A 14,713-nucleotide genomic window follows, 5' to 3' on the forward strand; every position below is an offset into this window, starting at 1 on the left:
GACGAATGATCGGATCCGGCATTGCCAAAGTGAATTGCATCTTTAAGATCAACTGATGTTCCATGCGCATCACCGAGGGAGGGCACTGCCATGCCGATGAACTTCGACCTGAACGACCTGGTCGCCTTCCGGACCGTTGCGGAGCTCTGCAATTTCCGCAAGGCTGCCGAGACCGTGCATCTGTCGCAGCCGGCGTTCAGCCGCCGGATCGACAAGCTGGAGCAGGCGCTCGGCGTGCGGCTGCTGGAACGCAACACGCGGCGCGTGACGCTCACCGCCGTGGGCCGCGATTTCGAGCGCAAGGTGCGTGAGCTGCTGGACGACCTCGATGCCACGCTGGTGGGCATCCGCGGCGGGACGGCGACGCGGATGGGCGAGGTCACGGTGGCGTGCGTCCCATCTACCGTGTACTACTACCTGTCGCACGTGATTCGCCTGTACCACCAGCAGTCGCCCCGCGTGCGCGTGAAGGTGCTCGACGCCGGCGCCAACGAAGTGCTGGCCGCCGTGGCGCGCGGCGAGGCCGACTTCGGGCTGAATTTCATCGGCTCGCAGGAAGGTGAGCTCGAGTTCAAGCCGCTGGTGGAGGAGCGGTTCGTGGCGGCCTGCCGCCGCGACCATCCCCTGGCGAAGCTGCGCCGCGTGAGCTGGGCCCAGCTGAGCGACTTCGATTACGTGTCGGTGGGCCGGTCCTCGGGCAACCGCGTGGTGCTGGACCAGGCACTCGCGGGAGTGGCGAAACGGCCGCAGGCGATCTACGAAGCGCAACACGTCACCACGGCGCTGGGTCTCGTGGAAGCGGGACTTGGCGTGGCCGCCGTGCCGGCGATGGCGATGCCCGGCAAGGACCACCCGATCCTGGTCAGCGTGCCGCTGGTCGATCCCATCGTCCACCGGAAGGTCGGCTTGATCCGGCGCAGGGGCCGCACCCTTTCACCGGCGGCGCAACAGCTCTACGACCTCTTCGCCGAGGTCAAGGCAGGGAAGCGCGCGCACCGGTAGTGCATGGCGACCGCGCCGTTGCCGAGCGGCTTCGCTGAGACCAGTTCAAGCCGTCGCGTGTGGGGCAGCCCGCTCTGGTACAGGGTCGGGCCGTGGCCGGCGATCCTGGGGTGAACGAGGAACTTGTACTCGTCGATCAGATCCAGCCGGTCCAGTTCGGTCGCGAGCCTGCCGCTCCCGAGAAGCACGCCGGCCGGGGTCGCGTCCTTGAGCTTTTGCACGGCCGAACGCAAGTCGCCGGCGATGTGGTGGCTGTTGGTCCACGGGAATTCCGTTCGCGTCGACGACACGACGTACTTCGGCTTGGTCTCCAGCTTGACCGCCCATTCGCGCACCGCCGGCGGCGCCTCCACGTCTCCCCGGGCGACCGCCGGCCAGTAGCCCTCCATCATCTCGTAGGTGGTGCGGCCCCACAGCATCGCCCCGCCCTCGTCCATGAGGCGGGTGAAGAAGGCGTGCGTCTCGTCGTCGGCGATTCCCTCCTGGTGGTCGACGCAGCCGTCCAGGGTGACGTTGAGGCTGAAGGTCAGAAGTCCCATGCGAGTCTCCTCCGGGTTGGGCGGTTCGCTGGAGGCCATGATGCCCGAGACCCGATCGCGAATGGCATCACCGATCGGGCCTGGACCTTCCGTCACTCGGGGCGCGGGGCCAGGTAAGCGCCTTCGATCAGGATGTACGGCCGCCTTTCGGCTTGGTTCGGACAGGCGGTTCCCAAAACGGATGAAATGTCGGTCCCGTCTGACATCTCCCGGCCGCGGCGGCCACGAAACTCTGCCGTCACCGAAAGGAGTGGTCATGCCAAGTCTCGTTGTCTCGCTGGCAGGCGAGCCGCAGTCGACCCATTCCATCGCGCGCCCCTGCACGCGCATCGGCCGTGCACCGGGCAACGACATCGTTCTGGCGGGCTCCACGGTCAGCAGCACGCATGCGGTGATCATGCTGTCCGGGACGAAGCTGGCGATCGAAGACCTGGAAAGCAGCAACGGCACCTTCCTGGGCCCCACGCGGATCACCCGCGCCGACCTGGAGGACGGGAGCATTGTCTCCATCGGGAACTACACCTTGAAGCTCGTGGCCGACCGCAGGGCCATGGCCTACGAGCCGACGATGCTGGTGCGCTCCAGCGCCGTGGCCAGGAAGGCCTGCCTGCAGCGGCTGGACGGGCCGCTGCGTGGCGAGTGCGTCGAATTGAGCAAGGTGGTCAGCACCATCGGGAAGATGGGCCAGTGCATGGTCACGTTCATCCGCCGCGGCGATGATTTCGCCGTGCGGTTCGCGGATGGGCCCCGGGCACCCCGGTTGAACGGCGAAGTCCTGGGCGACACGCCGGTGCGGCTGAATGCGGGGGATGTGCTGGAAATGGACAGCGGGCACCTGCAGTTCCTGCTGGAGGATCCGAATGTGCCGTTGGCAGGCCCCGCCGGTCCACTGCAGCCTTTGGAAAGGGCCGTCCCCGCTTCACGATCCCTGTCGTGGCTGCGGCGCGCGTTGTCCCGGACGCAATGACGGGAGCACGGCTCGGGGTCCTCGCTGAAGGAGCGACGGCATCCGCGAAGCCGGATTACTCAGGCAACCCAGCCTTCGCCAGTCCGGCGTAGTACCGTACGCGCTGGCTGCGGCACAGGTCGTTGGCACACAGCCGCTCATCGCGGAACGACGAAATCGTGTAGGCGGGCAACCGCCCCCTGAACTCGGCCAGCGCCGCCCGGGCGGTTTCCGTATCGCCCAGGTTCGCGGCCGCCGCGGCGACCCAGGAATGCGCCACGGCGTGTTGCGGCCGCTCGAGCACCGAGCGCTGCGCCCATTCGAGCGCCTCCCGGTCGCGGCCCAGGTACAGATGGGCCGCGGCGGTGACGACGAACATGCCATTGAGATTCGGGTCGCGCGGGCTGAGCCGCCGCGCCTGCGCCAGGGCGGCGATCGCTTCCTCCTGCCGGCCGAGCGTGCAGCGCGCATAACCGAGCCAGAACCAGGCACTTGCATCGTTGCGATTGAGCGCGATCTGGCGCTCGAGCAACTCCACCGCCTGCTCGGAGCGGCCGGCCAGTGCGAGCGTCGTACCGCGGACGCCGACGACACGCGCATCGGCGGGATCCAGTTGGAACGCGCGCTCCGAGAGCCTGTCGGCCTGCTGCAGCCACTGCTCGCGCGTCGCGCCGCGCTGGCCCAGCCAGCGCTGTGACACGTCGTAGTTGTAGGTCTGTGCCATGAGCGCGAAAGCGAGCGCCGATGCCGGGTCGCGCTCGCCGACGCGCTCGAGCAGCCGACGCGCCTGTTGCACGGAGTCCGGCGTCGTCCGGTTGAACTGCAGCAGCCACCGGGCCTGCAGCAGCTGGTCCTGCACATCGGCACCGGGGCGCGCTCGCGCGAGTGCAGTCTCCACTTCCTGCAAGGTCAGGTCCAGCGACCTCGCCACCGTTCCGGTGACCCGGCGGTAGAGCGCAGGGAGGTCGCCGAGCTCGCCATCGATGCGGTCTGCCCACAGGGCGCGCCCGGTCTCGCTGTCGACGAGTTGCAGCGTCAGCCGCACTGCGTCGCCCAGACGCACCAGGCCACCATTGAGTACGTAACGTACACCGAGCTCGCCGCCCACCTGACGTACGTCGCCACCGCGGCCGCGATAGTTGTTCGCGGTGGCGCTGGCGATCACGAAGGTCCCGGGAATGCGCGACAGGTCGATCGTGATCTCGTCGGTGAGCGCGGCGGCCAGGCGGTCCTGCGCAGGATCGCCGCCCTCGCTCGCCAGCGGCAGCACCACGATCGAGAGCGCTGGTCGGGCCGCTGCGACCTGGGCACGCTGCCGGGCCGACCAGGGAGTCCAGAGCGAACCGACGATCAGGGCAGCAACGACCGCCCCGATCACCACCCCGCTCGCCATCCACATTTGCAGGCGTGGCCGACCCGGGTCCTTTTTTGCCGCCGGGGCAACCGGCGGTTCGGAGAGCTCGGCGTGGGGGACTCCCGGCCCTTCCATGGTGGCCGGGACGGCCAGCGTGTAGCCGCGCCGCGGCACCGTCTTGATGATCTTCTGGTCGACATCGCGGAGCGCGCGCCGGATGTCGCTGATGCAGCGCGCGATCGAGTCATCCGTCACCACGAGCCCCGGCCAGACGGCGGCGATCAATTCGTCCTTGCTCACCACGTGGCCCGCGTGGCGCACCAGGAAGGCGAGTGCATCGAAGGCCAACGGTCGCAGATCGACGTCGGCGCCCGAGCGCCGCAGCGTGCGCCGCTGCCCATCGAGTTCGAAGGCGTCGAAACGGTACGTCGCGGCAGTGGAATTCTCGGTCCGGCCCATCGGTGGGATTCGCTCCGCGGAGATTCTGCGCCCGGGCCCGCATCGGAGTACAGCCTTACTCAGGCTTATTCAGACCGCGCCCAGCGAATTTCAGGACTCGCCGGCGGCGCCGGGCCAGATTGGCATCTCCACCGAACTGCCGGAGTCGATCATGTTCAACAGCTTGCGCCAAGGGTTCGCCGCGGTCATCAGCGTATCGGCAATGGCCGGCCTGCGGCTTCTCGTGCTGCCCGCCCTCGCCCTGGCCGGATGCGCCGCCGCACCATCGGCGCCGGACCTGCCGGCCCTGGCGGTCGACGAGTTCCACGTTCCGTCGAAAACGGCGGGGATCGAGCTCTTCGTGCGCAACAAGCGGGTGAAGGGGGCGGAGACGTTCCCTTCCCACCGCATCGTGCTCTTCGTGCATGGCGTCACCTTCCCGTCCGAATCGACGTTCGATCTGTCCCTGGACGGCCAGTCCTGGATGGACTACATCGCACGGGCCGGCTACGACGTCTACCTGGTCGACGTGCGCGGCTACGGCGGGTCGACCCGTCCTCCGGCGATGTCCGAGCCTCCGGATCGCAATCCTCCCGTTGCCACGCTGGCCGAGGCGGTCGACGACGTCGACAGCGCCGTCGACTTCATCCTGCGGCGGCGCAATGTCGAGCGGATCCACCTGATCGGATGGTCCTGGGGCACGGTCATCATGGGACGCTACGCCGCCACCCATGGCGAAAAGGTCGACCGCCTCGTGCTGTACGCGCCGGTGTGGCAGCGAACGACGGAGTCGCAGGCAGCCCGCGAGACCGACAGGAAGACGGCCTACCGGCTGGTCAATGTCGCAGCCGCCAGGTCGCGCTGGCTGGCCGGCGTGGCGCCAGAGAAGCATGAGCAGCTCCTTCCCCGCAGCTGGTTCGAGACCTGGGTGGCAGCCAACCTTGCGACCGACCCCTGGGGATCGCAGCGGTCGCCGGCGGTCATGCGTGCTCCGAACGGCGGCTTGCCCGTGCCTCACGCATCGGGCGTCTGGGTGCCGCCCTACGATCCGGCGGCCATCCAGGCGCCGACACTGCTGGTCAAGGGAGAGTGGGATGCCGATGCGCCCTCGTCCATGGCGCAGGCGCTGTTCCCGTTGCTGGTCAACGCCCCGGTAAAGCAGCACGTCGAAATCGGCGAGGGGACGCACTCGATCATGCTGGAGCGAAACCGAATGCAGCTGTTTCGCGTTGTCCAGGGCTTTCTTGACGGGCCGAGGAATTGAAGCGATCGGGTGTCGTCGAAGAGGCGGTCTGCTCCTGGGCCGGAAGCAGTCAATGCCTTCGAGACAGCGCTGCGGACCGTGCCCGCTTGACTCCGCTCGCTCCCTCAGCGACGACCCCGAGCCGTGCTCCCGTCATTGCGATCTGTCTGCTTTGGGTTGGGAGCAGCCGTCACGCTGCTACTGCGCCGGTAGAACCTTTCAGGGCCGATGCACCGTCTGTGAATGACCGCTTCAGACTGGTTGCAGGTGTTCGGCGACGTGTAGCTGGACGACCGCACTTTGGCCGGAAGCGGACCAGCACGGATCTATCGATGTGCGACCGCCCGAGCGGGACGAGCCGGGCGCGCTGCACCAGGACCATGGTTGGACGCCCGAAGGGCTGAGGGGGAAGTTGGAGAAGAGGCGTTGACTTCGACGAGGAAGTCGCCAAGCTCCACCGGCTTGCGCGCAGCTGCGCGAGAAGCATCTAGACCCCGCCGGCGGCGCGCGGACGGCGCTCTTTCGCGCCGAGCCCGAGTCGACTTGAACGTCCTCCGCTTCGATGATCATCGCCTGCGCTCCTGTATTGTCTTAGGAGCAGTTGCTCGGCGGTCGGCGACCCCGAAGCTATCCCTTTTGAAGGATGTGACCCTTCAGCAGAGGGCAAGCGGGCCAATTGGGGTTCAAGATGATCAGGCCGTCGCGAGCTCGGGTGGCGGCGACGCGGACAAGCCTGCGGCTCTTCGGGTAGGGCGGCTGGTCGCCCCGCCAGATGAAGCTCGATTCGAGCCCCCCGTCGCCGAATCGGCCCTCCCGCAGCAGGATCACGGCGTCGAACTGCTTGCCTTTGGCCTTGTGCCAGTTCATCACCTGAACTCCACGCGGCGGCTCGGCTCCGTCGAGGATTTGCTCCTGCGCGAGCGCGCTGTCCAGAGCGGCCCGCGCGCGCGTGTAGGCGCCGTCGCGGAGCCACTCCGCGGAAAGCGCCGCGGAGATTCGGTGTCCGCGCTGAAAGGCCACCATGAAGTCGAGCTGTCGTGCCGCGCGCTGCAGCGCGGCTTCGCCGGACTCGCGCAGCGCGCGCTTGGCAGTGAGCCAGTCCGCCGGCGGGTCTCCGGTGAATGGCGAGCTCCGAAGCGCCGCGAGCGCCGCGCGGAAGGCTTTGACGATGTTCACCTTTGGAGGCTTCCCCGCCCTGATCTGCTGCGCCCGCAGCAGATAGTTGGCGATCTCTGCCTTGCCGGTGCCGGTGGCGCGCCTCGCGTTGGCGAGCAGCTCAATGCACGTGGCCACGTCGTCGTCTTCCCGCGCTGGGTCCTTGGGCTCGAGCAGAAACGCCGCAAGCCTGGCGGTGAGCAGAGCCTCGGCCTCGTCGAAATGCAGCTTGTGCGGGACGCGCTTTCCGTCCGGCGCGTCGACGGCGTTGAGGGCGTTGGAGGCTTTCAAGGCGTTGCGAGTGGTGTCGGCGAGAACCGCGATCGTGTTGGGCCGCGCGCCGCTGGAAGACTCGGCCGCCTTGATCGCCGCGCCGATGGCCCGGCGCAGCAGCGCGTTCCAGTTGACGGTCTTCGGCTCGTATCCGATCTGCGCCACTCCCTTGTAAGGCTTCCCTCGCGGGCGCGCGGTGAGGATGTCGTTGGCGAAGGCCAAGATCTCGGTGTCGGGGCTGCGGCCGTTGTCGCTCCCGAGATCGACTTCGAACGGATCGAGCGCGGCGCGGATCTCGACCACGCGCTCGGGGCCGACGCCCGGCAGGAAGTCGGCGTAGATCTGCTGCTCGAGGTCCGCCAGGCACAGGATCTGCGCGTTGGGAGCGAGCAGTTCGACGCAGCGCCAGGCGTCGCTCCCCGTGTCCTGCGCTTCGTCGACGATGATGAGCGGATGGGCGGCGCCGATCAGGCCGGGAAGGTGCCGGCAGCGCGCCAGAAGCTCCGCGGCGTTGGGCGCGAAGAGGTCGAACGCCACGCGGCCCTCCTCGCGGAACATCCGCTCCCTCTCGGCCACCCACTCGTTCCAGCCCTCGTCGCCGCGCTTGATGCCGCCGCACATCGCCTTCTCGTCCTGCGGCAACAGGAGGTCCAGCCGCTTGGGCGCGCCCAGCAGGTATCCGTGGGTTTTGAGCACGCTCCAGAAGAACGCATGGAAGGTCTGCACCGAGAGCAGGGACAGATGCTTCTTGGGCACTTCCAGCCGCGCGGCGTCGAGCACGCGCGTCACCGCCGCCCGCGAGAAGCTCAGGAACAGCACCTTCTGCCCCGGCCGCATGCCGATTTGGATCCGCGCCAGGGCCTTGCGCAAGGCGACGGTCGTCTTGCCGCTGCCCGGCCCTCCAAGCACGAGGGCGTGACCAGGGCACGCGACGACGCTCGCGCGCTTGGGGCAGTTCGGATCGATGGCCATCGCCGCCCCTAGGCCGGGTCGCTCGCGTCCGCCGCGGTCGCTGCTTCGTCGCCGGGATCCGGCGTTTCCTTGATCTTGGGCATGGCGGAGAACACTTGGGACAGGAACTTCATGACCGACGGCGGCAAGTCCGCGTAGTCGCATTCCTCGAAGAGCCGCGCCGCCCAACCGGCGCCTTTCCCGCTGCGCAGGGCCACGGCCGCGAGCTTGCGCACGGCCGCGTCGTCGGCCGGCTTCGCCGCCGGGATGCCAAGCTCCACGCCCTCGCCGCCCTCACGCAGCTGCTCGAGAAAACTCCACAGCGAGCCGGCGGGCATCTCCTGGGCGACCAGGTTCTCGAAGCCCTTGTGTTCGGTCTCGAAGTCGACGTCGTAGCTCGCGGCGAGCGCGGCCTTCGTCTTCTCCGAGCGCTTCTTGTCCAGATCGTAGAAGCCGAACGTCTTGAGCCCCAGCGTCTTGAAGAACTTGCCGAACTTGGGCATGTTCGACTCGCCGCCCGCGTGGAAGAACGTGGCTCCGAGGATGTCGAGAGGCTGGCCGCCGGTGGCGGCGGGGTCTTCGGCCTCCATGCGCGCGGCGGCCACCGGCAGCGCGTGGAACTCGGTGAGCCCTTCCACGACAATGGCGCCCTTGCCGAGCATGCATTCGCATAGGCCCCAGCGCGCGAACTGCTTGAACTCCTTGTCGGTGAGCCCGGAGGCGTCTGACACCTTCTGCGACGACACGACGCCCGCTTGTCGCGACAGCAGCAGCGTGTGCGAGGGCTCGAAGCGTTCGATCACGAAGGGCGAATGCGAGGTGACGAAGGCTTGGCTCGTTTTGGTGAGCAGGTAGTGCGCGATGCGCCGCTGGGTGGGCGGGGGCACGGCGATCTCCGGCTCCTCCATCGCGAAGATCACGCTGTCGGGTTTGAGCTCCGCGATGACCGACAGCAGCGCGAGGACGAGCGTGTTCAGGGTGCCCGTTCCGGCGTGCGCGAACGGGACGTGGTCCTGGTCGGCCGACAGCGCCAAGAAGAACGACATCGTCTTGCGCAGGTGGTCGCGCGTGAGCTCGGAGACGTGCAGCTTCGTGGCGTTCCCCGGCGCTTCGAGGGGGATGTAGCGCGCTAGGCGCTGCTCGATGTCGCGCAGCACCGGCGCGATCTCGGTGGCGTCGGACTCGACGTCGAGCTCGCGCAGGCGCCGGATGGACTTCTCCCAGAGCGTCGTCCGGATGCCTTTGGTGCGCAGGATAATGTCGAGAAGCGTCCCGCGCTCGAGGCTAAGCGCGCGCGAGCCGGTGCGCAGCGCGCGAAGGTAGAGAAACCCGAACTCCCGCTTGATCTTGCGCGAGACCGGCGTGAGCTCGCACTCGTCGGCGTCGGGGCTGCGCGAGAAATACGTCTTCGCCTCAAACTCGTCCTCCTCCGGGTTGTAGGCGCCGATCGTCTCCAGGCGCAGGCAAGGGATCGACGTCGGCGGGTTGGCGAGGTCGGCCTCGGCCTCCCCGAGTACCCGCCGCTCCTCCACGTGCCAGAACTCCAGATGCCCGCCGCACAGGTTCAGCACCGCCTCGCTGGGCTCGACCAACACGACCTCGATCCGGAGCGGGATGGGTTTGGGCTCCTCTCCCTCCGCCGCCGGCTCGAGGTATTGGGCGTTGTAGAAGTCGAACTCGTCGATCGCCGGAGTGCGGTTCAGCCTGTCCGGGCCAAGCGCCAAGTCGAGCGCTTCGCAGATGGTGCTCTTGCCGACGTTGTTGGATCCGACGAACAGCGTGTGCCCCTCGAACAGGAGCTCGGCGGATTTGACGCCGCGGAAGTTGGTGATCGAAAGCTTGACGACCTTCATGGGCCCTCCCTTGGGCTACGGGCGCTCGCCGCGTTGTTTTGCGGTCCCAGCGGACATTCTGCCCGCCGTTGCGGGCTGGTATTGGCCGGGAGCGGACATCACTGCAGCAGACCTAGGCAGCGGGGCGCGGTCAACCGGCGACCCTAACGGGACGCCGGTCAAGGCAACCGATGGCTAGTCCGCGGCGAGGTTCTGCGCGGAGATCTCGCCTTCCGCCGTCCGGTGGCACCGCCACACCAGGGGAGAAAAGCCGAAGCTGTCGAACATCTCCTCAGGCTCGAACACCTGCAGTTGCGGATCGGTGAGTGCAGACGTGACCATTGCCAAGCGCCAGGTGGGCAAGGCATGCGCGGTCTTGCACTCGTTACGCGTGAGAAAGAAGCTCTGAATGTCCATCGAAGTGCCCTTGACCTCGACGTGCAGCACCGGCTGGCCGGTTTGGTCGAAGATCTCGAGGTCGTAGCCCAGATTCCGCGAGCTGACATCGCGCACCGTGAAGTTCAGGTCTTCGTAGTGCATCGTCACCCACGCCATCGACTCAGCCTCGACGCGGTCGCGGTGTGCCTGATCTGGGAAGACAATCTCAATCTGATCCGCCGGATCCGGGTGTTCCGGTTCCGCAGGTGTGGCGACGGCGACGGCGACGGCGGCCGCCTCCTGTGTGGAGCGCGTGAGCGCTCCATCAACCTCATCCGGCGAAGGGGCCCACCCTCGCGAGCCGCGTACTAGAACGACACGCCCACGCGCTTCGTCCCAAGTTGCCACGTGCCAGTGCTCGTCGTCCTTCACGCGCCGGGAGATCTTCGCGTTCTCGTTTGCTTCGAGCTCTTCGATGGACCGGGTATTGCTCTGCAACAGTCCGATCAGGTCTCGACCAGGAGCACGCGCCTGTCGAAGAATTGAGAGGCGGTTGATGGCACGTCGCCGCTGTTTGGGCCCTCTCTCTCCTCCGCCACGCCGGTGCTGCGTGTCCAGGGGGTCAACGTAGAACCACCTGCCGGACGGATGCACCTTCACGTCTTCGGCCCAGATGGTGACCACGTAACCGCTTTTCGGGAGCTTCCACGCGTATTCGATGTGGACGTCACCCCTGAGCGGCACGTACACGCCGAGCTGCTCAATGACCTGCGTGATGCCAGGGGCCCCTGCTGCCTCGTACCGGTCCTGCAGGACCTGCAGCACCTGGGGCGCAACTTCGCTTTCCATCGACTCTCCTTCAATCTCGCGGCCGCGACATGGCTGCCGACAGTGAGTGTTCTCGGGGCGGCGAGTCGCAGCAGGTCGTCTTAAGGCGCGCAAGAAGGCACATAGCGCCGTAAAGCCTCTACATCACCACCTTGTAGGAACATGAAAGGGGCGGCAATCGCAACCGCCACCAGCCTTGCGTGGCGCGACTCCGCATCTTGGAGTTCCGCGATCTCACGTTCGGAGGGCGCTGTACCGTCTCTCTGCTGAATCCTGGCCGCAATCGCACTAGGTTCATCCAAGAGACAAACGACGCGATCAATGCCGAGTGACCTGAACACATCAACGGACACTGACTGTATCTCGCCGAGCCCATCGCGCATCGCAAAGTGGCCGTCCAGCAGGATCGGCACGCTCCCTGTCTGGAGGCGCACGGTGTGGAACCCGCGAATGAGCAACTTCTGATTGCCATCGACATCGGAAACGAGCTTTCCTGCCGAGGCAATTGCCTGTGAGCGCTCGCGGCGGATGATCTCGCTGGCTGTCACATGCAGACAGCCAGTGAGCTGCGCGACCTGAGCACAGCAGGTGCTCTTGCCGACCCCGTGCACCCCACCAACAAATACGACCGTCACCGCGCAACCCCCAATAAGGCACGCACCTTGGCCTTCTCAATATTCGACAAGTAGCGAAACGACTGTGGCGGCCGAAAAGACGCACCTAACACCTTCGTCGGGAGCACGCCTGCGCCCAGGTTAACCCGCTTACCCAGGCGGATCGCGACGCCAAGTTTCTTCCCCTCGAGATAGTCGGACAGCGCCTGCCGTGTGATACCACCGCCCTCGACCGTTGCCACCTGCCAGAGCGCGGTCTTGGAGGCGCGTACCACGCCGGCGACCTGTACTACGGCGGCGAGCCGCTGCTCGGGATGCGTGGAGTACACCACGAGAGTCTCAATCGCACGCGTGGGCCAGACCCGTCTAAATTCCAGGTTCTTTTCGCCCGACATGATCTTTTTGACGTGAACGGGATGCACCGAGATCAGCGCGACATCACCCTCAAAGGCGAAGGATGTCTTCGAACTTGTCATGAGAAATCTTTGTAATGCTCTGGGGGTGGCCGCCCAGGATTCGGCGTGCCAGCAATTCTTTAAGAGGAAAGGCGTGAGACAGATGTCGCACGAAGCGGAACAGGATCACCCTTGTAGGCTGGCCTGCCATCTTCTGGATCTCGGGGAGCGAGTAAACCGTGCGCCGCTTTACGCGGGCCACGATCGCCTCGGCATCGGCTAGCGTCTCGTACGTTTCGACGACCCCTATGCTGGTCAATGCATGCTCGTCCACCGACCGATAAAAAAGGAGAACGTCGCCCGGGTTCATCGCCTTCGTCTGAGCTTTGGACAAGTAGGCCATTTTGATGGCGTTCCCCGCAAAGTTCTCCTGCTGGAAAAGGTGTCTTTGTCGGGTCGATACCCCGTCGAAATCCGGGAAGAGGATGTCGTGGTATTGAGGCCGGATTGGCACGACGTACGCTGAAACGGATGGATCGTGCCGGAAGTGCGGGAAGTACGAGCGGAGGTATTCGAAGGGGGGAACCGTGGCCGGAGGTGGGTTAGCGGGGTGATGCTTCAGGTAAACCACATCACGGCGTCCACCAGCGGGATGGTGGACGACCTTTTTGAAGCCGAAGTCGGCGAGCAGTTCAAACAAGAAGTAGTGCCGCTCTTCGTCGCCGTGGATGAAGATGTCCTGGAGGCGGTTCGCGCTCGCGTACTTGAACGCCGCTTTCAGGAAAAGTTCTCCAACCTTTCGGCCGCGGCAGGACTCCCCCACTTTGAAAGTCGAGAGTTTGAGCGCCGCTCCTTCGAGCGTGATGCCCTCGGCGATCCGCTCGTGATCCTGGCGCTGAAAGATGCAGATCCCACCCAGCCGATCCTGCGCCTCCCAGTGCACCCAGGCCCGACAGCCTTCTTCCGACTTTCGCCGGAACCACCGGTCAAACTCGTAGCTCTCGCGCAAGCTGTCAAAGAACGATGACGTTAGCAGGGGCGTTAGCTGGTACAGCGGGACCTCCTCGATGTTCGGAAGCCTGACGCCGACAGTTTCGTGAAGGCGAAGCAGCAGGTCTTCCGCTGTCTGGATAGTGAAGACGCGATCGAGAAGCCGTCTTGCCTTCGCCTTCTCGTGGATCTGCCGATCCTCGGTGACGAGGGCTGAGGCCGCATGCAATGAGAGTGCGTATAGGATTTCGTTGTCAGCGGCGTCATTGCGCTTCGTGCCCGGTGTGTTCCACGGACACGGCGGCCGGTGTTCCAGCTTCGTGTACTGACGCAGCCGCTGCAGCGTGTGCGAGCGGCGGGCCTCGTCCTTGTCTTCCTCGATGTCGTCTATGGACGCTGGGTGGTAGACAAGCACATGCTTGTTCGCCGTGGCCAACCTGACGAAGTTGGCCAGGCTGTCGCGCAGCGGAATGGCCGAATCCTCAAGTGGGATCAGGACATTGGTATCAAGGAGGAAACGCATTCGCCGGTGTGAAGGTACTGATCACGCGCGACGCCGCTTCCTCGGGGCCGCACGCCGACAGACGCCAAGAATCAGTTCCTTGTCGCCCGCGTGGCAGCCACTGTTTAGGCTTTCCACTGGCGCCGCAAAGGAACGAGCAAATCCTCCGCCAGTCGCCTGGCGTCGAACTTCAAGGCGCCGCGCGGGCAATCGGCACAGACGGGTTTCTCCGGCGCTGGGCTCATGCGCATCGTTCCCGAATTCGGGTTCGCATCCTGCTCCGCCTGCGTGCGCCAGGCCATGAAATCGGAGGACTCGATCCGAGCGGCAAGCGCGACGTGCGTGACACGCTGTGTTGGATCAATCTTGTCAAGAACCCAATCGGCGAACGCGATCGCGTTCGTGAGCTCCCTCAGGACGGACTCCTCGACGATGCCAAGCATGACGCCACTGAAGCCCCTGGAGCGCGAAGCCTCCCGCTCTAAAGGCAGCGCGATCGCCACGCCACCTTGCTCGTCTAGCTGTAGGCTTGCGCCGTTCTCCTGCTTGATCACCAAGGTGTCGCTATTCATGCGGACCTCCACGCCGCTTGATCTGTCAAACAGTTTGGTGGCCCCGAACATAGCGTACTGGTGAACGGCATCGACAAGCGACTCGGCTTCGAGCTCGGCGGGCCGCAAGACCTGCTGCTTGGGTCCGGCAGCGAGCGAAAACCTCACCCGGGACCGTCCTTGAGAATCGTCACGCACCCGCTCGGTGAGCATCGCGCTCGCCGTTTGGCGCAGCTCGGACGCGTTCAGCGGAGCTGCAGCGTGCGCGAGCTCGAACTTGTGTATGGCGCGTGTAACTGCGTCGCGTAGTTCCTCCGGCGAGCGAAATCCCGCCCGGAAAAGGCCGCCCCGCCAGCCTTGGGCCTCGCGTAGAAGTGCCGCTTGCGCCGGCTCGGGCGTCACACCCTCCTGCACGAACAGCAAAATCTCCTTGGCGCCCCGCGCCTCGAGGTATTCCTCGTGGGTTGGGGACACCTGGGATCCCGGCGGAAGGGCGCCGTAGCGTTCTCCCAATATTAGAACGACGAGGTCGGCCGAGCGCAGGCCCTGTAGACACGCGACTTGGGGCGAGATGGACTTGGCGCCAAAATCTTCGGCCATCACTGGCTCGTGCCCGAGCGCCAGGATGGCGGAGCGAGCCGCCGCCCGCAGCGCCTCAAACCCCGAAATCAGAGAGCTCACGAAGATCTTCATATGGTCACTGTACCCGTGTCGACGCCGTG

At 65.8% G+C, this 14,713-nt stretch carries 12 protein-coding genes; 3 read left to right on the forward strand and 9 right to left on the reverse strand.

Annotation, left to right across the window (positions count from 1 at the left end; all coding sequences use genetic code 11):
• Positions 1-90 precede the first annotated feature (90 nt).
• On the forward strand, positions 91-1,002 hold the full coding sequence (locus VF522_RS15515) for a LysR family transcriptional regulator (RefSeq protein ID WP_330909191.1): 912 nt from the start codon (positions 91-93) through the stop codon (positions 1,000-1,002).
• Here the strand turns inward: VF522_RS15515 and VF522_RS15520 are convergent.
• The gene (locus VF522_RS15520) at positions 954-1,541 is read right to left on the reverse strand and encodes a dihydrofolate reductase family protein (protein WP_330909192.1); all 588 of its coding nucleotides are present in this window, start codon (positions 1,539-1,541) and stop codon (positions 954-956) included. The two genes, VF522_RS15515 and VF522_RS15520, sit on opposite strands and share 49 nt — an antisense overlap.
• Positions 1,542-1,797: 256 nt before the next feature.
• On the opposite strand from VF522_RS15520, the gene VF522_RS15525 reads away from it, so the two are divergent.
• Entirely contained in the window at positions 1,798-2,508 is a 711-nt protein-coding gene (locus VF522_RS15525; RefSeq protein ID WP_330909193.1) for an FHA domain-containing protein, read from the forward strand.
• Between the two features lie 55 nt (positions 2,509-2,563).
• On the opposite strand, the gene VF522_RS15530 is transcribed toward VF522_RS15525, so the two are convergent.
• Positions 2,564-4,300 (reverse strand): winged helix-turn-helix domain-containing tetratricopeptide repeat protein, encoded by a 1,737-nt coding sequence (locus VF522_RS15530; RefSeq protein ID WP_330909194.1) that lies wholly within the window; start codon positions 4,298-4,300, stop codon positions 2,564-2,566.
• A 151-nt stretch (positions 4,301-4,451) separates the two neighbouring features.
• On the opposite strand from VF522_RS15530, the gene VF522_RS15535 reads away from it, so the two are divergent.
• Positions 4,452-5,543 (forward strand): alpha/beta hydrolase, encoded by a 1,092-nt coding sequence (locus VF522_RS15535; protein ID WP_330909195.1) that lies wholly within the window; start codon positions 4,452-4,454, stop codon positions 5,541-5,543.
• A gap of 606 nt (positions 5,544-6,149) precedes the next feature.
• Here the strand turns inward: VF522_RS15535 and VF522_RS15540 are convergent.
• The 7 genes from VF522_RS15540 to VF522_RS15570 form a co-directional block, all read right to left on the reverse strand.
• Positions 6,150-7,922 carry a UvrD-helicase domain-containing protein gene (locus VF522_RS15540; protein WP_330909196.1) on the reverse strand — a complete coding sequence of 591 codons (1,773 nt, stop codon included), beginning with the start codon at positions 7,920-7,922 and terminating at the stop codon, positions 6,150-6,152.
• Between the two features lie 8 nt (positions 7,923-7,930).
• The gene (locus VF522_RS15545) at positions 7,931-9,754 is read right to left on the reverse strand and encodes an ATP-dependent nuclease (RefSeq protein WP_330909197.1); all 1,824 of its coding nucleotides are present in this window, start codon (positions 9,752-9,754) and stop codon (positions 7,931-7,933) included.
• A gap of 174 nt (positions 9,755-9,928) precedes the next feature.
• Positions 9,929-10,960 carry a DUF3883 domain-containing protein gene (locus tag VF522_RS15550; protein WP_330909198.1) on the reverse strand — a complete coding sequence of 344 codons (1,032 nt, stop codon included), beginning with the start codon at positions 10,958-10,960 and terminating at the stop codon, positions 9,929-9,931.
• 80 nt (positions 10,961-11,040) lie between these two features.
• On the reverse strand, positions 11,041-11,574 hold the full coding sequence (locus VF522_RS15555) for an ATP-binding protein (RefSeq protein WP_330909199.1): 534 nt from the start codon (positions 11,572-11,574) through the stop codon (positions 11,041-11,043).
• A complete protein-coding gene (locus VF522_RS15560) occupies positions 11,571-12,029 on the reverse strand; it encodes a hypothetical protein (protein ID WP_330909201.1) in 459 nt (152 codons plus the stop codon). Before VF522_RS15560 ends, VF522_RS15555 begins: the two co-directional genes overlap by 4 nt.
• On the reverse strand, positions 11,998-13,461 hold the full coding sequence (locus tag VF522_RS15565; protein ID WP_330909202.1) for an N-acetyltransferase: 1,464 nt from the start codon (positions 13,459-13,461) through the stop codon (positions 11,998-12,000). The genes VF522_RS15560 and VF522_RS15565 overlap by 32 nt, the downstream gene beginning before the upstream one ends.
• Positions 13,462-13,565: 104 nt before the next feature.
• Positions 13,566-14,684, reverse strand: a complete 1,119-nt coding sequence (locus VF522_RS15570) for a DUF4062 domain-containing protein (protein WP_330909203.1) — start codon at positions 14,682-14,684, stop codon at positions 13,566-13,568.
• Positions 14,685-14,713 lie beyond the last annotated feature (29 nt).

The sequence above is a fragment of the Ramlibacter sp. genome (genome assembly GCF_036383835.1).
Lineage (GTDB): Bacteria > Pseudomonadota > Gammaproteobacteria > Burkholderiales > Burkholderiaceae_C > Ramlibacter.